The following is a 20,968-nucleotide window of genomic DNA, read 5'->3' as shown; positions in this document are numbered from 1 at the left end:
AGCAATCGCTCCTTTTTCTTTGTTTAATTATAAAGTTTTAGGTATTTAGAATGGTAATTTCAATGATTGCTGCAATGGCAAATAATCGTGTAATTGGTTTAGAGAATAAAATGCCTTGGCATTTACCCGCCGACTTACAGCACTTTAAAAGAATAACAACGGGTAAGCCGATAATAATGGGTCGTAAGACGTTTGAGTCAATAGGGCGTCCTTTACCGGGTCGTCGTAATATTATTATCACTCGAAATAGCAGATACTGTGCGGCAGGCATTGAGATTGTTACAACACCAGAGGCTGCTTTAGAGCTAGTTGCTGATGTGGAAGAAGTGATGATTATTGGTGGTGGGAATATTTACCAGCAATTTTTAGAGCATGCTGATCGCCTATATTTAACGTTTATAGATTTAGATATTAAGGGTGATACACAGTTTCCTGATTACCAAAAAGTTGCTAATTGGGAAATAAAAGAAGAAGAAAGTAAACAAGCTGATGAAAAAAACAAATCTAGTTATAAATTCGTAACTTTATACAAAATTAAATAACATTATTGCGGTATCTTTAGTTAGTTGATACAATATTGACCAATCAACATAGGAATAAAGTACCATAAAGGTGTATCATGTCTAAATTATCAAAGTTAGTTGTTATTGCTGCAGTTGCAGTTGCAGTTGGTTCATTTTCTTATACAGCGCCTGTAAATGCTGACGATCAATTAGCGGTATCCATTTGTGAGTATATTGCTGCTGATGATAAAAATCGTCTACGTAGCAAACTTAAGAGTTCTCGTGTAAAAATTCGCAATATTTATGATGCAGTCCAATGTAATGGTAATAACTTGTTACGCCATGCTGTCGCAAGCAATGCGGTTGACACAGGTGAGTACATAGTTAAAAATCTATCGAAGAGCTCGCTTGCAGATGGCGCAGACATCGCTTGGGCTGAAAGCAGCGGTAATGGCGGTTCACCTCTTATTGCTGTTATTAAAGAGCGTGCGGGCCTTTAATTAAGAAAAGAAAAACTCCATATATCCATTAGTTAATGAGTTATGGTTCTATATAAAAAACGCTCCTTTATTTGGAGCGTTCTTGTTTTAAGATAGTATTTTTTCACCTCGCTAAAATTGCACCTGCAATGAACATAATAATCACCATCAGGCAGTTCGTAAACTTCGCTATTTTACTTGACCGCCCCCCTAGTTTTTATAACAACCACTAGTCACCTTCTGAATTTAACAAATCACATTACTTTTAATCGTCGTTGTAGCCCTGACCTTTCGTGATTAATTTTTCAGTAGTGTGTTTGGCATTTAGGAAAGGCAGAGCCTATGTGGTGTGGTTATTCCCCATAAATAGGCGATAACGTAGCATAAACACCAAGCATGCGCTGTCCTTTGGATTTCTTCTAGGGACAGTTAACTGTTTGTTGCTCGGTTTTTACTTAACCTGAACTCTGGTTAAGATATTTACTAGGACGTGTTGATGACATAAAGGGTAGGGGAGTCTATTAAAATATAGTGTTCTAAATAAAAAGCCGTATTTAAGTGATTAAATACGGCTTTTTTATTAAGTTATAAGTTCGAATTTACACTTTGAAAGCATCTACAGATAAGCGTAATTCTTCAGCCAGTTTCGCAACTTCAGAGCTCGAAATGTTAGTTTGACTTGCACCTTCAGCTGTTTGTTCTGCAATCGCTACAATTGACTCAAGGCGTTCACTAATTTCTTGGGCTACTTGCTGCTGCTCAAGCGCGGCAGTGGATATTTCTTCACTAACATCGTGTGCTTGTGATACAGCAAACGTGATTGAGTCAAGAGCAGTGCTTGCAAGATCAGATTGTTCAACACACGATACGGCACGCTGCTTACCTTTGCCCATTGCCGTTACGGCCGCTTCTGCGCCAGTCTGCAGTGATTCAATCATTGATTGTATCTCTTGGGTAGATTCTTGCGTTTTACTTGCTAAAGAGCGCACTTCATCAGCTACAACGGCAAAGCCCCTGCCATACTCACCAGCACGAGCAGCTTCAATCGCAGCATTTAATGCAAGCAAGTTGGTTTGATCTGCAATACCACGTATTACGTCTAGTATACTGCCAATTGATGCACTGTCTTGATGTAGTTTATTAATAACCATAGAGGCGTCATCAACTTCACGAGCTAATTGCTCAATAGTTGCTTTATTATTATTAGAAATCCCTTTAACGCGCTCAGCTTCTTTATCGGCATTCTTAATTTCACTTAAGGCTTGCTGCGCACTATTGCTAACTGTTTGCGATGTACTACTCATTTCTGTTGTTGCTGTTGCAGCTTGCTCAACCTGGGCTTGTTGGTTACGAATTGCTTGGCTTGACTCCGCTGTTATTGCAGATGTTTGCTCAGATGCAGCAGCAAGCTGAGTAGAGCGAGAAATAATACCTTTAATTAAGCTGCGTAAGCTATCTATTAGTGTATTACAGCTTTTCGATAATTCGCCAAATTCATCTTTAGCACTGTCATCTAATCGCTGTGTCATGTCGCCACTGGCAACTATATCTAAAATTCGATTAACTTCTGCAAGCGGTTTAGTAATTCGGCTTACGGTAATAACTGCAATGAAAACGGCAAGAATAGTGGCAATGATCATACCAACCCACGTCCATAAATTGGCTGAATCTACATCATTACGAACCCCTTCTTGAAGTTTAAATGCTTCGTCACTAGCTCGGTTAACTAATTCATCAATTTGATTTAGCGCCATTTTTGTTGCTTGTTCAGATTGCGCAAGTTCTTTTTCTGTAAGTGTAATAGCATCAATTAACCGCTTTTTATTTGCAGCCAAACTATTACTGCCTTTGATGTTGTTTTCTAGAGTATCAACAAACCCTTTAAGGCTATCAAATAAATCACTATGGCTTTGCTCTATAGCTGGTTTGATTAAAGCGACGGTGCGTATCACTTCATCTAAGTAATAGGTTTGCTCATTTTTAACAATATCGAGAGTGTTAAGTGTTTTAACGGTCAGCATATCTGTACTGTTACTTACAACCGACATAAAGTTATTTTCTAAATTATTAGCGGCTTGAAATGCGCGAGGGTGATTTTCTTCTAATCCATCAATATCAATGATATCAAGAACCAAAGAGTTTGCGTCTTCAGCATTAAGCTCTATTTTTTCAAGCTGCGCTTTTAATGTTTTGTTTAGCGCGAGCTGCTTTCCTTTGTCTGCGATTAAGTTCTCAACAGTGCCTAAAAAGCTTAAATATGTTTTTTCTACATTTTGGCTGTTTTGACTTAGCACGGGATCTTCTTTAACAACAGCCTGTAGTTCGCTATGAAGCGTATCGAATAGCTTTTTTTGTTCTAGTACACGTTTTTTTATTGGCTCCAGCTCACTTGTTGACGAGGTATAAAAGCTAGCTTGGGCAGCTTTACTCATTAAAATAAATTCGGCTTGTAGCTCAGAACTCTTGTTCAATGCAGGAAGCGATAAGAGGTTCACTTTTTGAGTAGAACGGTCAATATTGGCTATTTTTATTAGAGAATTGCCACCAATTATTAAAAGTAAAAGTGTGATGAATATAAAACCACCCCAGATACGTTGCCTTACAGTTAGATTCATATGGATTTCCACTCAAAAGTACTTCATTTAAAACTTATCGGCATTTATGCTGATAAGTTAAGTAATTAACAACAATATATTTAATTATATTTTAACTCTTAGTCTACAAACCTAACAGATGTACAGTTTTTTTTCAGTTTATTTAGACAAAAGATGAGATTTTTCGGTAATTCTTTTTTTATTCGCGAGTTCGATTAAGGTCATGCTGTTACCCCATACACAGCCTGTATCCAAAGCATGTACGTGTTTGTAACCAGTTTCACCTTTAAGAGCAGCCCAATGACCAAAAACAATGTCTTGTTTTACATTGTAAATATTTGGATGACAAAACCAAGGGATTAAAGTGTTACTTTGAGTTATTGCGCCTTTTGCATTAAGTTCTAATTTATTATCTTGTGTTAAAAAGCGCATCCGAGTGAAATAGTTAACTATGTATCGAAACTTTTCAAACTCATCGAGAGCGCTTGACCAAGCTATAGGATGAGGTTGATACATCAGTTTGAAAAACATTTTAGCGTTATTTGATTGATAACAGGTCTGTGCAAATTGCGCATGCTTTAAAGCTTGCTTAACTGACCAATCAGGATTGAGTCCAGCATGAGATATAAAGCTATTGTGTTTTTCTAAATATAATGCAAGTGGTTGAGTTTGCAAATAACTAATATAGCGCTGTAGTTTATTGCTATCAAATATTGGAGCGAGTTTATCTTTTGGGTTGGCGGGTTTATTAAGATAATGGCAGGCAATCATGTGCAGATCATGATTGCCAAGAGTGATGGTTACGCTATTTTGGTGTTTATAAATATAATCTAAGCAAGCTAGGGAGTCCGGCCCTCGTGCTATTATATCGCCCACCAAATAAAGATGATCTTTACTGGGATTAAAGTCAACTCGTTGCAGTAAGGCGTTAAACTCACTAAAGCAGCCTTGTAAATCGCCTATCGCATAATCAGCCATCAGATATAGCCATTACTTAATGTAAAATATTAGGACATGCCAAACGAAACACGTTAATAGGGGCTTGGAACTCAGAACCAAATTCGTTACGCAGAGTATAATGCCCTTGCATTGTACCTACTGGCGTATCGAGTATAGCACCGCTCGTGTATTTGTAACTTTCCCCAGGCCCGATTGTGGGCATTTCACCCACAACTCCTTCACCCTCAACTTCAATTTCTTTACCATTTGCATCTGTTATCAACCAGTATCGACTGAGTAATTTAGCACTACAAAGGCTGTGATTTCTAATTGTTACCGAATAAGCAAATACGTATTTTTCAATTTCAGGTTGTGATTGGCCTTCTACGTAAAATGTTTCTACCGATACTTTTACAGGTGATCCAATATTACTGCTTGTTGTCATAAATCCAGTTAGCTATATCAATAAATTGTTGTAAAGATAAGCGTTCAGCACGTAATGTTACATCTATTCCAATGCTGGTAAGCTCTTCAGCGGTTAGCAGGTTACCTAAACTGTTTCGTAATGTTTTACGACGTTGGTTAAAGGCTTCTAGACAAACCGTATTTAAAATCTTAACGCTTTTTGCAGTGCGTTGTTCTGGTTTCTTAGGGATTAGGCGAATTACAGCCGAATCTACCTTAGGTGCAGGTTTGAAACACTCAGGTGGAACTTCTATTACTGGCATTGCGTTACAGTAATATTGAGTCATTACGCTTAGACGACCAAACGTTTTGCTGCCAGGACCTGCCACCATACGTTTTACTACTTCTTTTTGTAGCATAAAATGCATGTGTTCAATATTGTCAGCAAACTCAAAAAGGTGGAACAATAATGGTGTTGAAATATTATAAGGTAAGTTACCAAACACTTTTAATTTTTTGTCATCTCTAACTAAGCTTGCAAAGTCAAACGTCATTGCATCGCCTTGGTTTACTGTTAGCTTAGGACCTAAAAAAGGATGCTCAATTAAACGTTGTGCTAAATCTTTATCTAATTCAACAACCGTTAGATGGCCACTTAGCTCAGCAACAGGTTCTGTAATTGCGCCAAGGCCTGGGCCAATCTCTACTAAGTTGTCTTCTGGTTTAGGATCGATAGCAGAGACTATTTTATCGATAATCATTTCGTCGAATAAAAAGTTTTGCCCAAAACGTTTACGGGCGCGGTGTCCTAAATGTACTTTATCGGTCATTGATTTGTGCTTTTTCTTGGGCGAGCTTAATTGCTTCGCGGATCGCTAATTCAAAACTGCCAACATCAGCTGTACCTGCACCGGCTAAATCTAGCGCAGTACCATGATCAACTGAGGTGCGAATAAATGGTAAGCCGAGCGTTATATTCACCGATTTACCAAATCCTTTGTATTTTAGCACAGGTAAACCCTGATCGTGATACATAGCAAGTACAGCATCTGCTTGCGATAAATATTTATCTTGAAACAGAGTGTCGGCAGGTAAAGGGCCAATTAGGTTCATTCCTTGGCTTCTCAGTATTTCGAGTGTTGGAGTAATCGTTTCTATTTCTTCACGTCCAAGGTGGCCATCCTCTCCTGCATGCGGGTTTAATCCACACACTAATATTCGAGGTTTGTCGATACCAAACTTAGTTTGTAAGTCGTGATTTAAAATCCCAGCAACTTTGATTAACCTATCTTCGGTAATGGCACGTGATACGTAAGCAAGTGGTATATGGGTTGTTACGAGTGCAACCCTTAGCCCTTCAGTTGCTAACATCATCACCACATCAGCGGTATTTGATTGCTGTGCAAAGTACTCTGTATGACCGCTAAACGAGATGCCAGCTTTGTTAATAATGCCTTTATGCACGGGCCCAGTAACAATCGCATCATATGTGCCATTCATATTTTTTTCACTTGCTATGCGCAAAGTATCTAACACATATTGACCATTGGCATCGTTCAGCACACCAAGCTCTACCTTAGCAGCTAAATCAACTTGATCTATGTATACACTACCTGCTGGAGCGGGTAATGCTGGCTTATTCTCATCAAATTTAATTAAATTAATAGATAAACCAAGGTGTTTTGCGCGCTCTTTGAGTAGTGAGCTATCGGCAATAACAACAAGCTGTGCATCCCACGCTTGCTGAGCAAGCGTGAGTAGCAAGTCTGGGCCGATGCCCGCAGGCTCACCTGGAGTAATGGCAATTCGTAAAGTCATATTTACTCGTCTGTAGGAAGAATGTTTACGTAAGCTTGCTCGCGCATTTCTTGCTGCCAATTAAAGCTTTCTTCCTTAAATTTACGGTTAAATAGCATGCTGTGTGCACGATTACGTTTGGCTAAGTCTGTTTTATCAGCCACACGCTTACCTAATAGTTGAACTATATGCCAACCGTATTGTGTTCTAAACGGTTCGCTAATTTCATCTTGATTAAGTGAAAGTAGGGCATCTTTAAATGCTGGAACGTATGTTGTTGGGTCGGTCCAGTCGTATTCACCGCCTTTAAGTGCTGAACCAGGATCTTCAGAATGTTCTTTAGCTAACTCGGCAAAATCTGCAGTGCCTGCGCGCAACTCTTTGGCAAAACCAATAAGCATATTACGTGCTTTTTCTTCACTTAAAATAATTGATGGTTTAATCAGTATATGTCGAGATTTAACTTCAGTTGTTTCAACAGCTTGACGTCCACGGATTTCTTGAACTTTAATAATATGAAAGCCAGCACCAGAACGAAGTGGACCGATAATAGCATCGCTTTTTTTGCCTTTTACCGCTTCCGCAAATAATGACGGCATCTCATTGATGCCCATCCAACCAAGTTGTCCGCCTTCAAGTGCTTTTGAACCACTAGATGAAGAAATTGCAATACGTTTAAATTCTTGGCCGTCTTGCAAAAACTCAATGACTTTATCTGCACGAACCTTAGCATCAGCGATTTCATCAGCGCTTGCATTGTTAGGGATATCAATAAGGATATGACCAATGTCATACTCTTCAGTATTTTGACCTTGGCTCTCCATGATTTTTAAGAGATTATCAACTTCTTGCTCGCTAATGTAAATGCGACGATCTACGTTTGCACGTGTTACTTGTTGCGTCGTAATTTCTTTGCGGATTTCTTCACGGTATGCTTGAAAGCTCTCGCCTGAGCTTTCAATGGTACCACGTAAATCAGCAATGTTACCGCCTTGATCTTTCGCAATGCTTGCTAATGTTTGATCAAGTTGGCTATCAGATATTTCTAGGCCCATACGGCTAGCCATTTGCAACATTAGTGTTTGGTTTATTAAACGTTCAATTGCTTGCACACGAAGTGTTTTGTCTTTAGGCAGTTGTTGACCTTGCTCTTTGGCTTGCTTTTTAACACGGTTTATAATGGTGTCAACTTCGCTTTTTAAAATCACGCCTTCGTTTACAACGCCTACAACCTTATCAATCTCTACCGGAACTGCTACTGCACTTTGGCAAAGGCTGACACTTAAAACTGCTGATGTTAATAATTTTTTTAAATTCATATTCTTTTTACTACTCTTGCTAATAGTACTATTGTGATATTAGTTATTAAGAAAATACGGTCTACGATAACCAAAAATACCTTGCTGTAATAATTTTTGTGCATCGTAACTGTTTTTACTACCAAGCCCTTTTAATACAAAATTCAAACGAATGCTTGAATCAAAAGTTGCCTGCTCTTGTCCTATTGACTGGTTCAAATCTGTTTCAATTTGACGATGGCCAGTAATTTGGAATGCCCAACAGCATGATTCATACTGCAGGCCACTCAATACTTCAACACTTCTATTATTATCAAGGTCACGATGATAGCTTGCAATAAACTTCCATTCGTCACTAATTGGAATGCTTGTAAAAACGCCTGCTTGTTCAATTGTATTTCCTGAGACATCATTTGCATAGCGATGGTTCAATTGTACTAGTTGATTATTGTCACCTTTATAATCTAAGGTCGCATTTGATTGGATCATCTGTTTACTATCGGTATCATATTGAATACCGCCAGAGAAGTACCAACGTTGATGCCAATGTAACATGGTTTGTGCCGCAAATAATGCATTGTAATTAGTACCAGAAGCTAGCCCTTGCTCTGTAGGCTTAGCTGAATCACTTAAATAGAATATTTGTCCGGCACTAAAGTTAAATACCTCTTCTTGTTTTTTATCGAACAAGCGTGTTGTTGCACCAAGAGTGAATTGGTTGGCAGCAGCAATACGGTCAACCCCCGAAAAGCGAACGTCTCTAAATAAACCGTAATAATCGTCTTGTAGTTTAGTGGTATCAAATAAGCCAATATCAGATTGATCTTTATTGGTTGTATACAAATATTGAATTTGTGGCTCCAGGGTTTGAATACCATCTTCAATAAAATAGGATGTATCACGCTCAAAATTGAGTTGAGAATATAAGCGAACTTTTGGAATCGTTCGAGATATGCTTTCGCGGTATTGTGTTCCTTCTAAATCACCATGTTGTTTATAGTTTGTTTGCAATAAACTTATTTCAGACAAAAAAGACCATGCATGCTCTTTATAATCAAAGCGTGCTTTAGGTTCAATATGAACACGTGTTGCTTGATCAATAACCGCTGAATCATTCGTAAAATGGCTTATTTCACCAGCGATGCTTAAATCAAAATTATCAAGGCGCCACGGTGCTGTTTGCGTAAAGTTAATTTGTGGTATTGCGGTATATGACTTTAAATGATTACCTAGTACTTCAAAGTTTTGTATTTTAATATCTGTACGCCACGTCTCGCCGAGATGAGTTAATGAACCTGTGCGATATAATTGGGTGTCAGTTTTACTGGCGTAGTTAGATTTTAAATCAGTAATATAGTTATCATCGCTTACGTTACTGATATCAACGTTGGCGCGCCAGTTCTCACCTACATAGCTTCTTTGTTGCCAATGAAGCATGTAACGTTCACCAAGATCGGGTTCAGAGTCATCTTTGTTTAAGTACTCTATACCGACTAAGCCTTCGTGTTGCTCTGTTAAATATCTAAACTCTGTTTGTAGTTGCAGGCCTTTGCGCGACATATAGCGTGGCGTAATGGTGGCATCTAAATTAGGTGCAATATTCCAGTAATATGGCGTTATTGTCTCAAGTCCATATTTATCCGAGCTTGAGATATTTGGTGTCAGTAAGCCAGATTTTCGGCGCTCATCAAGGGGAAAAGTGAAATATGGCAAATATAAAACGGGTGTATCAAGAATACGTAGTATAGCGTTATGTGTTTCGCCCCAGCCTTCCTCGCGCAATAAATTAATTTCGTCAGCTTCAATTTCCCATGCAGGGGTTTCGCCAGGGCAAGCAGTAAAGCTTGCATTCATGAGCATTAAGCCAGACTCATTAATTGATAGCTTTTCAGCACCGCCTTTGCCTTGTTGTTCAGTTAAGCTGTAGTTTGCACCGAGCAAACTAACTTCTGAATTATTTAGGTCAGCGTTTAAGCCCGCACTGCTTATTTGGCTAATAGTATCTCGGTAAGTAATTGGGCCTGTTGCATTTAATAAACCGCGTTGCTTGTCTATCAGGGCGGTTTGTGCGGACAAACTCATCTTAACGGTGTTAATATCAACATTGCCGGTAAATTCAGCGCTTTGGGTACCCAAGAGTTCTACATCATCAGCTTTAATGTCAACGGTACCAAGTTTGAGACCTGGAAGCGGTTGCCAAGCTCTGGTTTGCATTGAAGTGCCACAAAATTTGTGCGCAAATTCAGTTTCGGCAAGCGATGGTGCGCTAAGAACGCTTAGCATCAATATGCCCCAGGTTTTGCTCATTTATAGACCTTAATGTTTTTTATTTTATTTAGGTTAGACATAATAAAGGAAAATAATGGCAAATACAGTAATTGACCTAATTAACTTAGTGAAAAGTAGATATCTTATAAAATGACACGCTTTAAAAATTTACAACAATTTATAAACACACACTTGAATACTCAGGTAGCTACCTTAACGGCTATTACGGCAGATGCGAGCTTTAGGCGTTATTATCGTTTAAATTACGCTAATGAGCGTTTTATAGTGATGGACTCAGATCCACAAAAAGTGAATAACACTCCTTATATACTGCTCAATACTGTATTCACTGAACAGGGGTTTTTATTACCTCATATTATAGCCAGTGATGAAACACAGGGCTTTTTTATATTGACTGATTTAGGGTGTACACATTTGGCTGATATGCTCGATGATGTAAATAGGGTCACGTACTATCAACAGTTAATTACTTTAAGTGCGCAGTGGGCAAAAACACCGGCATCGCCATATATGCAAGCTTATAACAAAGATTTTATTACGCTTGAATTAGATATATTTAAACAATGGTTAGTTAATGATTTTATAGATCTTGAATCAACCTTAGAGTCAAATACCCAACTGCAAACAATGTGGCAAGCAAGCTGCAAGCTTTTAATTGAGGTCATGTTAGCTCAACCTACGGTAACAATGCATCGCGATTACCATAGCCGCAATATAATGAATAGCGATGGTCAATGGGCAATTATAGATTATCAAGATACAGTTCGCGGTCCGCTTTGCTATGATCTTGTATCGCTACTACGCGATTGTTACTTTAAATTACCAAAATATGAGCTAACAACTTTACTTGAATTTGGTTACGGTGAGTTTACTCGTCAAAACTTAGTGGCTAACACTTCCTTTAATGAGTTTAAATATTGGTTTGATTTAACGGGCCTGCAACGCCATCTAAAAGCGGCAGGTATTTTTTGTCGATTATATTTACGCGATGGTAAGGCCGGCTATTTAGACAATATTTTACCTACTCTTGATTACATCATTGAGGTAGCGGCTAATTATCCCGAGCTTAAAGCGTTGAGTGATTGGACTAAAAATAGCATAGTGCCAAAAGTGATTGAAAAGTTAGCAAAGGAGCGCAAATGAAAGCGATGATTCTAGCCGCAGGGCGTGGACAACGCATGATGCCGCTTACCCAAAACATGCCAAAGCCTATGCTAAAAGTGGCTGGAAAACCGCTGATTGAGCACCACATTAATAGTTTAAAAGCCGCCGGTATTAAGGGTATTGTAATAAATCTCGCGTGGCAAGGTGATAAAATTAAAGATTACTTTAAAGATGGTAGCCAGTTTGGTGTAAGCATAGAGTACAGCCAAGAAATTAAGGGAGGGCTTGAAACTGCTGGTGGCATTATTCAAGCGCTACCATTACTGGGGGATTCATTTATTGTTATTAATGGCGATGTATTTACCGATTACGATGTCAGCTCGCTTGCTCAGTTGCACCTACAACCAGGTGAGGCGCATATAGTATTAATAGAAAATCCACCACATAACTCTGAGGGAGATTTTACGTTAAGCCATTTATCGCCCGAAAGTCCAAAATATACATTCTCAGGTATTAGTCGTTACCAAGCGGACTTTTTTAAAGGTATTGAACTGGGTAGCTGTCCACTTGGGCCAATATTGCGTAAAAAATTAAGTGAACGTTTAATCTCAACCGAACTCTATATTGGTCAGTGGGATGATATAGGTACGCCCGAGCGTTTAGTGGCACTTAATGAGCGCTTAGCGCTAGCCAATACATAAAATTTACTAAAAGGTAGTTATTTAGATGTGGGGAAAAATACTCGGTTTTTGTTTTGGCTTTATGTTTGGCCGATTTTTTGGAGCCATTCTTGGCCTTTACTTAGGCCATTTATTTGATAAAAGCCTAAAAAGTGACTTTGATAAAGCGGGTGGATTTTCAAGCTTATTTAAAGGTGACGATGTACACGAGCGTCAAGCGTTATTCTTTTCGAGCTGTTTTGCTGTTATGGGTCACATCGCAAAATCGAATGGCCGAATTAGTGAGGTACATATAAAAGCAGCCAATTTATTTATGGATGAAATGGGCTTGAAAGGGGAGGATCGTCGTGAGGCTCAATATGCTTTTTCATCGGGTAAAGGTGTAGATTTTTCACTCAAAGAAACCGTAAGTGATTTTAAAGAACGTTTTGCTAAACGTCATGATTTGATGCAATTGTTTTTAGAAATTCAAATTCAAATGGCATTTTCCGATGGGGTATTAGCTGAGCAAGAAAAACAACTTCTTCATGAAGTTAGTAAGCAGCTAGGTATTTCTAAAACACATTTTGCGTTCGTACTAAAACGCTACCAAGCTGAGTTCAACTTTAGGCAGCATCAACAACGCTTCAAGCAGCAACAAAGCCAAGGGCAAAGCAGTAGCTATCGTGAAGGTTCTGGCCATCATGTACCACCAAATAATAATATGGATCGTGCACAAGCACTTGCGCTACTAGGGCTTAATGATGGTGTTACTGAACGTGAGATAAAAGTAGCGTATCGTAAGTTAATGGCGCAGCACCATCCCGATAAACTGGTATCGCAAGGGTTACCAAAGCACATGATGGAGCTGGCTGTTAAAAAAAGCCAAGATATTCAGGCTGCTTACGAGTATTTAAAAAAGGCGGCGTAGAAAACCGTCAATTTCTTTAGTCAAACGTGCGTGTTGCTCTGGTTGATCTCGCAAGCCAAACAGTGCTCGTTGTCGATAATCAAATTTAGCATTACGGTTAACCCAGCGTTGGCGATTTTTAAGATTCATTAAAATTTCATTGTTGTCATCAGCGTAGTAAATATCGAGTAAGGCTGGCGTAACAAGTGATGTTGTTTGGCTTAAATCTTTATTACGCTTTGTGTTAGGTAAATAGCTGCTTAAACTAATAAATGCATTAAGTTGTGAATCTGTAAATTCAGCATAGTGTTCTAGCAACACTCCTGCACTGGTGCCTTGCGCAATAACCACTATGTTACTAGGCTCATCCATTGCAGTTTGGTATAGCGCATTAAAACGAGCAATTAAATTTATTTTATAGTTATCAAGTACTTCGTTCGTTACTTTCTCTATTGCATCGACATGATGAGGCTCAGGCTGTTTTTTTATGTCGGCAGGTTTGTCTGCATTTTCGGTCGTGTCGGGTATTGAGGTGGCTGTTTCAGGTGTGATTGGAGGTGCTATCTTGCTGGCTTGCCAATCTATATCGGGTACGGTCATCGCGTAAGTTGTGTAGCCTAAGTTATTTAACTCTTTACGTAAAAAACTCATCCCCGCATTGTTAGTAGGAGCTGTTTGCCAATCAGGTATAAGTAACACAATACCTCTAAAGTCGGCGCTCATGTATTCACTGTATAAACTTAAAAATTCGGTGTCGCCTGCAAGTATCGATTTTATTTCATCATTAGGCAGTAGACGTTCAATATCGCCGTTTTCAATGCTTGATAGACTCGGTGGAGCAATGTGCTCAGCAGCAGATACTTGCATGCCTAAAAATAACGTACTGCTTAGCAATACGTTAAACAGCGTATTTTTTAAAAATGGTGCAAATACCATAATAAACCTAAATAATTAATACTAATTAGATATCGGCGCTGCACGCTAAAAGTTTAGCGTTATGATTTAATAATCACTATTAGTAGGTCTTATTAAAACTCAGGCTCAGTTTCAAATGTAAGTACTTGCTCTGTTACTGGGTGCTTTAGTTGCAGCATTTGTGCATGCAGTTGTAAGCGGGGCGCTGCGGCAAGTGCGTCTTTATGAGCATAGAGCCTATCACCTAAAATAGGGTGGCCAAGGCTTAGCATATGCACACGTAACTGATGTGAGCGCCCTGTTATTGGCGTTAGCTCTACACGGGTAGCATCGGCTTCGCGCTCAAGTATTTTAAAATGTGTAAGTGATGGCTTACCATTTTCGTGATCAACCATTTGTTTAGGGCGATTAGGCCAATCACAAATAAGCGGCAAATCCACTGAGCCGGTATTAGCCTCAAGCTGCCCAAATACACGTGCAATATAACGCTTAGCGGTTTCGCGCTCTTGAAACTGCATGCTTAAATGCCTGTGAGCAGCTTTATTCATAGCAAGGCAAAGTATTCCTGATGTTGCCATATCTAAACGGTGGACTATTTTAGCAGTTGGAAAAACACGATTAACACGGCTTATTAAACAATCGGCGTGTTTAGGATCTTTACCCGGGACGGTTAATAACTCACTGGGTTTATTAACGATGAGCAAATCGTCGTCTTGGAAAAGTATTGTTAAATACGGGCTCATTGGGGGATTATAGTTAACTAACACAGCCTGCCTTAATGATTTTTAAGGGCGCTATTTTAGTGGAGCGAGGCTGAAGGCTCAAGGGAAAAATTTATTGCGTGTTTTTTGTTCTGGTGTAAAATTACACCAACTATTGCAAGCAAGGTTTAATGTTATGGCTAGACAAAGTATTTCGCTTACTGAGCAAAATGATTTATGGCTGCGTAATCACGTTGAAAACGTGGGTGATTACGCAAATAAAAGTGAACTGGTAAACGACCTGATCAGGCGTGCTCGAAGAGCTGAGGTAATAAATAGTAAGCTTGCAAAGTCTGAGCAAAGTGGCTTTAGCACTCAATCTGCAGATGAAATGCTAGCAGAATTCAAATCAAGCACGAAGTAATGCGTACATACAAGCTTTCAAACGATGCTAAAGAAGATTTACGTCGCATTTACCAGTACGGCTGTGATGAATATTCACAACAGCAAGCAGATAATTATTTTTATGCTTTTTTTACTATGTTTGAAAAACTAGCAGCAAACCCTTATTTCTACCAATCAGTTGAGCATATACGTAAGGGTTATCGGCGAGCAGTCTGTGGTTCAGACAGTATTTATTACAGGGTTACCGAAGAAAATGTAGAAATTATGGCTATTTTGGGTGGACAAAATACACAAGAGTGGTTGTGAAAATTTAATCTGGATACCAAGCAAAGGATGTTTCATGTATGGAAATATAGAGTTTTATTGCAGTCGATGTGGTGAATTAAATAGTCATGAGCCCGATTCTAATAATGACTTACCTCTTGCTATTGACGGGGAGGTTGAGCACCAATTAGAAATTCTTAATTGCACTAACTGTGACAATCCTTTTCAGGTGCATGTAAGTAAAGATCCTAACTCTTTAAATTTTGATTATCACCTAAATGATGGTTATAAGCTAGGAGAAGGAGAAAGTGAGTATCAAGCTGTATTTAAAAGTGCCGTATTTAACTTAGAGCAATTAATCTATCATCTTTTATCAGAAAACTATGTCAATAATACTTATTTTAATAGACTGTTTTATACTCAATGTATCATTACGTTGGAGACTTACTTTGGTGATGCATTAAGGTGCCATGTACTCAGTTCAGATGAGTATATAAAAAAGTTCATCCTTACTTCGGAAAAGCTTAAAAATGAGACGTACTCTCTTAAGCTTATTATTCAAAAACCTAATTTATTAGAAGATATAGTTACCAGTAGATTATCAGAAATTCTTTATCATAATCTCGGGGTAGTTAGTAAAATATATATGAATGTATTAGATATTGATCTTCAAAGGCTGATAGTAAATGAAAGGCGATATTTTGAGACTGCAATACTTATCAGGCATGATTGTGTTCATCGAAGTGGAAAGACAAAAGATGGAGGAGCTCATTATATTTCAAGGGATGATATCCAAAAACTTGCAAAATCAGTCAAGCAATTGATTTTAAATTTACATGATGCAATGCAATATCTCGACGTGAACATAAGCGAAAATATTGGAGGTATTAGCTTCTAATTAATATAGATTGTGAGTCTAGTGACGGAATAGTTACTATGTTTTAGATATATTTTTATGTAAAAAAGCGCTGTATCAATACCGCGCTTTTCTTTAGTTTATACTCACTAGTAATGTATTACTAACGACGGGTAGCTTTATATTGAAAGCTTAAACCTTAATGCGAAACCACGATTAGTCGAATGGCATCAAGTTGTAACTGCGTTTTTTCAATATACGTAGTTAGGTCGTTGCGCTGCTTATCGTAAAACGTTATTTCTTCTTGGCGAATATTTGGGTTAATTTGCTTAAGGGCAACCAGTCGCTCTTGCTCTTCACTTAGTGACGTTTGCATTTTAACAAGCGACGCTGCACGAATAACTTCAAGTTTTTCTTGTGCCATATCTTTAGCGGTAGTGATCATAGGGTGAACAGCGCTTTGCAGTGCTCCCGCAAGTTTACTGGCTGTTTGGCGGCCAACGGCTGATAACTGCTGATTAAAGCCTTCAAAAGCCACGTTTTCACCTAGATTATTACCTGCTTTATCGAGCAATATACGAATTGGTGTAGGCGGTAAAAAGCGACCAACTTGCAATACTTTTGGTGCCATTGCTTCTGCAACAAAAATAAGCTCAACAAAAAATGTGCCAGGCGGTAATTTTTTGTTTTTAAGTAAAGCCACCGATGCGCTACCAAAGTCGTCGTCACAAATCATATCCATAGTGCCTTGCACCATAGGGTGATCCCAGCTGATAAAGTGTACGTCTTCTTGCGAAAGTGCCGTGTCGCGATCAAAGGTAACCGTCATGCCATCGTCTTTAAGCGATGGGAATGAGGCACTTAACATATGCTCAGTTGGCTTTAAGATAATGGTGTTTTCGCCTTTATCTTCTTGGCTTACGCCGAATGTATCAAACACGTTGATCATGTAGCTTGGTAACTCAAACTGGTTATCGAGTTTTTCAATATCAGCTACAAGCGAGTCGGCAGCACCTTGACCCGATGAATGTAGTTCGAGTAAACGATCTCGTCCGCTTTCCATTTTTTTACGCAGTACCGCATTTTGTTGTGCTACTTGCTCAAGTAATGGATCGAGTTCGTCTTCATCGCAGTTATGCGCAGAAATATATTCAAGTAAGTCATCGCGAAACTCTTTATAAAGCATTTGCCCCGTTGTTGATGTAGATTCGAACGCGTCTAGGCCTTCGTTATACCATCGTAGTAATACTTCTTGAGCGGTGTTTTCAAAATATGGCACGTGAATGTTCACATCTTGCGTTTGACCTATACGGTCTAATCGACCAATACGCTGCTCTAGTAAGTCCGGGTTTAGTGGTAAATCAAACAATACTAAGTGATGCGAGAACTGGAAATTACGACCTTCTGAGCCAATTTCTGAACACAGTAATATTTGTGCATTATCGTACTCATCTGCAAAAAATGCAGCAGCGCGGTCACGCTCAATAATAGACATGCCTTCGTGAAATACTGACGCTTTAATTGCTTCGCGTTCACGCAGTATTTGCTCAAGGCTGATAGCTGTTTCAGCTTTAGCACAGATAAGCAGTACTTTTTCGCGCTTAAGCGTTTTAAGGGTGTCGATTAACCAATCAACACGTGGGTCGAATAAACCCCAGCTTGCGCTTTCACCTTCAAATTCTTGAAATATTTTTTCAGGAAAAAGAGCGCGGTGTGCACTTAGTTCAGGATTTTGAATGCCGCCCATGTTACCGAGAACCGACATTGCGGTTTTATACTGCTTTGGCAATGCCATTGGGTAGGCGTGTAATTTACGACTTGGGTAGCCATCAATGCCGCTGCGACTGTTTCTAAATAATATACGACCTGTGCCGTGGCGATCGAGCAGCATGTTAAGTATTTCTTTACGTGCTGGTAAATCACCTTGCTGTGCTTTTGCAAGAATATCAGTAATATCGGTTTCTTTTAATAGCTCAATTAGCGTGGCTTTGGCTGTATCGTCCAGAGCTTGCTCTTGCAGTAATTGATTTGCAGCTTCGGCTACGTCTTTATAATTTGCTTCTTCTTCTTTAAACACGTCGTAATCGTAAAAGCGGTCTGGATCGAGTAACTGTAAACGTGCAAAGTGACTACTGTGACCAAGTTGATCAGGTGTTGCTGTAAGTAAAATAAGGCCCGGAATATCTTGGCTAAGCTCTGCCATACGTTGGTACTCTGAGCTTGGCTTACCGTTGTTAATACTTAGGTGATGGGCTTCATCTATTACTAAAAGATCCCAATCAGCAAGCGTTGCTTGTTCAAACCAGCGTTTTTTCTTGGTTAAAAACTCAAGACTGGTAAGTACTAGCTGCTCTGTATCAAATACGTTTGGAGAGTCAGCAAATGCTTCGTCGCAGCGCTCTTCATCAAAAATAGAAAAACGTAAGTTAAAGCGGCGTAGCATTTCTACTAACCATTGGTGCTGTAGATTTTCTGGTACAACAATGAGTACGCGGCTCGCACGACCACTAATAATTTGTTGATGTAAAATCATGCCCGCTTCAATTGTTTTACCAAGGCCTACTTCATCTGATAAAAGTACGCGAGGTGCAAAACGTTTACCCACTTCTTGGGCAATATAAAGCTGGTGCGGAATAAGATTAGCACGCTGACCAATTAAGCCTTTAATAGGCGATTGTTCACGTTCAAATTTATGTAACCACGTTTGGTAGCGAAGTGTATAGCGATCAAAACGATCGACTTGGCCTGCAAATAAACGATCTTGTGGTTTATTAAATTTAATAAAATGATCTAAAAAGGTTTCTTTAAGCTTGGCTGTTTCACCGTTATCAACACGGGTGCCGTGATAACACAGTAACTCGCCTTGTACTTCAATAGACTCTACTTCTAATTCCCATTCTTCAACGCTTTTGATCACATCGCCAGGATTAAATGCCACACGGGTAACAGGTGCTTCTGCACAAGAGTAAACACGGCTCTCACCACTGGCAGGAAATAATATGCTGACCTGACGGCCTTCAATGGCAACAACGGTGCCTAATCCTAAATCTGACTCTGTATCACTGATCCAACGCTGACCTAAGGAAAAATTCATGTATGTCTCGTCTATGATGAAAAAGGCGGCTATGTTACCTGTAAGCTAACACCACTGCAAGGCGCTATTTGGCTCACTTTTAATTAATTTTGTAAGTGTTAATTATTACTATTAACGCAACTTGTTTATGGCTAATTTTTTTATAAATCAAAACTAATTATGGTTTGTAATAAAACGGACTTTTATGACAAATAGACTAAACTTACATTATGCCTTGGCAATTAAGTATTGCAGGTTTAAGTTTTGCCCGTTTTACTTAGTTATTTTGGTATAGCATAAAAATCATAAAACGTAAGGAAAGTGCTATGGAAAAAGCTTCGAACCTTGAAAGTAAAATGTATGTGCTAGATACCAACGTACTACTTCACGAACCTCTCGCTTATTTGTCTTTTCAAGAACACAATGTTGTTATTCCGATGACAGTACTTGAAGAACTTGACCACATAAAAGACAGAAAACACGACGTAAGCCGTGATGCGCGCGTCGCTATTCGTGGGCTAGATGAAGTACTTAAAAATGCAACCCCTGAACAAATGTTACAAGGCGTGGCGCTGCCAAGTAATAAAAAGGCAAAAGCGAGCTCTGCGGGTACACTCATAATTGTAAACGATCATTTATTTGCCGACTCGATTTCGGGGCTGCCTGGTAACGAAAACGATCATCGGATTATTAACTGTGCGGTGTATTTACAAAAGCAACACAGTGATTCAAAAGTTATATTGGTGACAAAAGACATAAACATGCGCTTAAAAGCCAAAGGCGCAGGACTTAAATATGTTGAGGATTATCGTACCGACCAACTTATTGACGACATAAGCTTACTCACTAGTGGTTATAAAAAAATTGAAGGCGATTTTTGGGAGCATGTTGGGCAGTGCAATACTGAGCAACATGGCCGAGATACATTTCATCATGTGCCTAAAAATTTAATCCCTGATGTATTTTGTAATGAATATTTGCTTGATGGCGGAGATCACTTTGCTGCACGAGTTAAATCCTACGATGATGAGCACATTACGTTAAAAGATATTAGCGTTGAGCGTTTAATGCATCAACAAGCATGGGGGGTTAAGCCAAAAAATATTTTTCAAGGTATGGCGCTTGATGCATTACTTGATACAAGTATAGAGCTTGTTATTTTAACTGGCCCAGCAGGGTGTGGTAAAACTTTGTTAGCGCTTGCCAGCGCCCTTGAAATGGTTATCGAAAAAGGTATTTACGACAAAGTAATAGTCACTCGTAATACCCCAGAGATAGCAGAGTCCATCGGCTTTTTGCCCGGTACGGAGGAGGAAAAAATGGCGCCATGGCTTGCAGCGATTACCGATACGCTGGAGGTATTGCACAAAGGCGACGAAAATCCGATATCGAGCCGAAACTATATTATGGAAAAGGCTAATGTGCAGTTTAAATCGGTTAACTTTATGCGTGGGCGTAGCATTCAAAATGCGGTAGTAATTTTAGATGAGAGCCAAAATTTAACGGCATCCCAGCTGAAAACGATTATTACTCGCTGCGGCGAAGGTACTAAATTAATTTGTACGGGTAACTTGGCGCAAATAGACAGTAATTATCTAACGCCGGTGACTTCGGGCTTAACGTATATAGTAGAGCGCTTCAAAAAATTTGAAGGCAGCGCAACTATAAACCTCAATGGTGTTGTACGTAGTCGATTAGCCTCATTCGCAGAAGAAAATTTATAACTTGCGCTTAACAAATTGGCTCGATAGTCTATTGATTGATTTTCGGGCCATAA

Annotated in this window: 19 protein-coding genes; 9 read left to right on the top strand and 10 right to left on the bottom strand. The window is 39.1% G+C overall.

Going from position 1 to position 20,968, the window contains the following annotated elements; translation table 11 throughout:
- Positions 1-50 precede the first annotated feature (50 nt).
- Positions 51-542: a type 3 dihydrofolate reductase gene (gene folA / locus PALI_RS03080; RefSeq protein ID WP_193154887.1), complete on the top strand. Its 492-nt coding sequence runs from the start codon at positions 51-53 to the stop codon at positions 540-542.
- A 77-nt stretch (positions 543-619) separates the two neighbouring features.
- Positions 620-1,003, top strand: a complete 384-nt coding sequence (locus PALI_RS03075; RefSeq protein ID WP_193154886.1) for a DUF3718 domain-containing protein — start codon at positions 620-622, stop codon at positions 1,001-1,003.
- Between the two features lie 578 nt (positions 1,004-1,581).
- Here the strand turns inward: PALI_RS03075 and PALI_RS03070 are convergent.
- The 7 genes from PALI_RS03070 to lptD form a co-directional block, all read right to left on the bottom strand.
- On the bottom strand, positions 1,582-3,597 hold the full coding sequence (locus tag PALI_RS03070; RefSeq protein WP_193154885.1) for a methyl-accepting chemotaxis protein: 2,016 nt from the start codon (positions 3,595-3,597) through the stop codon (positions 1,582-1,584).
- A 138-nt stretch (positions 3,598-3,735) separates the two neighbouring features.
- Positions 3,736-4,554: a symmetrical bis(5'-nucleosyl)-tetraphosphatase gene (locus tag PALI_RS03065; RefSeq protein ID WP_193154884.1), complete on the bottom strand. Its 819-nt coding sequence runs from the start codon at positions 4,552-4,554 to the stop codon at positions 3,736-3,738.
- A gap of 16 nt (positions 4,555-4,570) precedes the next feature.
- On the bottom strand, positions 4,571-4,960 hold the full coding sequence (gene apaG / locus PALI_RS03060) for a Co2+/Mg2+ efflux protein ApaG (RefSeq protein WP_138583877.1): 390 nt from the start codon (positions 4,958-4,960) through the stop codon (positions 4,571-4,573).
- Positions 4,944-5,750 carry a 16S rRNA (adenine(1518)-N(6)/adenine(1519)-N(6))-dimethyltransferase RsmA gene (rsmA, locus tag PALI_RS03055; RefSeq protein WP_077536923.1) on the bottom strand — a complete coding sequence of 269 codons (807 nt, stop codon included), beginning with the start codon at positions 5,748-5,750 and terminating at the stop codon, positions 4,944-4,946. The genes apaG and rsmA overlap by 17 nt, the downstream gene beginning before the upstream one ends.
- Positions 5,740-6,738, bottom strand: a complete 999-nt coding sequence (gene pdxA / locus PALI_RS03050) for a 4-hydroxythreonine-4-phosphate dehydrogenase PdxA (protein WP_193154883.1) — start codon at positions 6,736-6,738, stop codon at positions 5,740-5,742. Before pdxA ends, rsmA begins: the two co-directional genes overlap by 11 nt.
- Positions 6,739-6,740: 2 nt before the next feature.
- Positions 6,741-8,036 carry a peptidylprolyl isomerase SurA gene (gene surA, locus PALI_RS03045; RefSeq protein ID WP_193154882.1) on the bottom strand — a complete coding sequence of 432 codons (1,296 nt, stop codon included), beginning with the start codon at positions 8,034-8,036 and terminating at the stop codon, positions 6,741-6,743.
- A 39-nt stretch (positions 8,037-8,075) separates the two neighbouring features.
- On the bottom strand, positions 8,076-10,322 hold the full coding sequence (lptD, locus tag PALI_RS03040; RefSeq protein ID WP_193154881.1) for an LPS assembly protein LptD: 2,247 nt from the start codon (positions 10,320-10,322) through the stop codon (positions 8,076-8,078).
- Between the two features lie 111 nt (positions 10,323-10,433).
- Between lptD and PALI_RS03035 the strand changes: the two genes are divergently transcribed.
- From PALI_RS03035 to djlA, 3 genes are read left to right on the top strand one after another with little or no spacing between them, the layout of a single operon-like run.
- Complete coding sequence (locus PALI_RS03035) at positions 10,434-11,447, top strand: aminoglycoside phosphotransferase family protein (protein ID WP_193154880.1); 1,014 nt, start codon at positions 10,434-10,436, stop codon at positions 11,445-11,447.
- Positions 11,444-12,109 carry an N-acetylmuramate alpha-1-phosphate uridylyltransferase MurU gene (murU, locus tag PALI_RS03030; protein ID WP_193154879.1) on the top strand — a complete coding sequence of 222 codons (666 nt, stop codon included), beginning with the start codon at positions 11,444-11,446 and terminating at the stop codon, positions 12,107-12,109. The genes PALI_RS03035 and murU overlap by 4 nt, the downstream gene beginning before the upstream one ends.
- 25 nt (positions 12,110-12,134) lie before the next feature.
- Positions 12,135-12,998, top strand: coding sequence for a co-chaperone DjlA (gene djlA / locus PALI_RS03025; RefSeq protein WP_182702937.1), 864 nt, complete (start codon positions 12,135-12,137; stop codon positions 12,996-12,998).
- On the opposite strand, the gene PALI_RS03020 is transcribed toward djlA, so the two are convergent.
- Together PALI_RS03020 and rluA are read right to left on the bottom strand one after the other, a co-directional pair.
- The gene (locus PALI_RS03020; RefSeq protein WP_193154878.1) at positions 12,981-13,913 is read right to left on the bottom strand and encodes a DUF3530 family protein; all 933 of its coding nucleotides are present in this window, start codon (positions 13,911-13,913) and stop codon (positions 12,981-12,983) included. The two genes, djlA and PALI_RS03020, sit on opposite strands and share 18 nt — an antisense overlap.
- A 92-nt stretch (positions 13,914-14,005) precedes the next feature.
- Positions 14,006-14,659 carry a bifunctional tRNA pseudouridine(32) synthase/23S rRNA pseudouridine(746) synthase RluA gene (rluA, locus tag PALI_RS03015; protein WP_193154877.1) on the bottom strand — a complete coding sequence of 218 codons (654 nt, stop codon included), beginning with the start codon at positions 14,657-14,659 and terminating at the stop codon, positions 14,006-14,008.
- Positions 14,660-14,789: 130 nt separating this feature from the next.
- On the opposite strand from rluA, the gene PALI_RS03010 reads away from it, so the two are divergent.
- From PALI_RS03010 to PALI_RS03000, 3 genes are read left to right on the top strand one after another with little or no spacing between them, the layout of a single operon-like run.
- The gene (locus tag PALI_RS03010) at positions 14,790-15,017 is read left to right on the top strand and encodes a ribbon-helix-helix domain-containing protein (protein WP_033038999.1); all 228 of its coding nucleotides are present in this window, start codon (positions 14,790-14,792) and stop codon (positions 15,015-15,017) included.
- On the top strand, positions 15,017-15,304 hold the full coding sequence (locus PALI_RS03005) for a type II toxin-antitoxin system RelE/ParE family toxin (RefSeq protein ID WP_008136603.1): 288 nt from the start codon (positions 15,017-15,019) through the stop codon (positions 15,302-15,304). Before PALI_RS03010 ends, PALI_RS03005 begins: the two co-directional genes overlap by 1 nt.
- A gap of 34 nt (positions 15,305-15,338) precedes the next feature.
- Complete coding sequence (locus PALI_RS03000; RefSeq protein ID WP_193154876.1) at positions 15,339-16,160, top strand: hypothetical protein; 822 nt, start codon at positions 15,339-15,341, stop codon at positions 16,158-16,160.
- A gap of 157 nt (positions 16,161-16,317) precedes the next feature.
- Here the strand turns inward: PALI_RS03000 and rapA are convergent, their stop codons facing one another.
- On the bottom strand, positions 16,318-19,212 hold the full coding sequence (gene rapA, locus PALI_RS02995; RefSeq protein WP_193154875.1) for an RNA polymerase-associated protein RapA: 2,895 nt from the start codon (positions 19,210-19,212) through the stop codon (positions 16,318-16,320).
- 305 nt (positions 19,213-19,517) lie between these two features.
- Between rapA and PALI_RS02990 the strand changes: the two genes are divergently transcribed.
- On the top strand, positions 19,518-20,915 hold the full coding sequence (locus PALI_RS02990; RefSeq protein ID WP_193154874.1) for a PhoH family protein: 1,398 nt from the start codon (positions 19,518-19,520) through the stop codon (positions 20,913-20,915).
- Positions 20,916-20,968 lie beyond the last annotated feature (53 nt).

It is taken from the genome of Pseudoalteromonas aliena SW19, from assembly GCF_014905615.1.
In the GTDB taxonomy this organism is placed as follows: domain Bacteria; phylum Pseudomonadota; class Gammaproteobacteria; order Enterobacterales; family Alteromonadaceae; genus Pseudoalteromonas; species Pseudoalteromonas aliena.
Note: the sequence above shows the minus strand (reverse complement) of the source record. Positions and strands in the feature narration are given on the sequence as shown.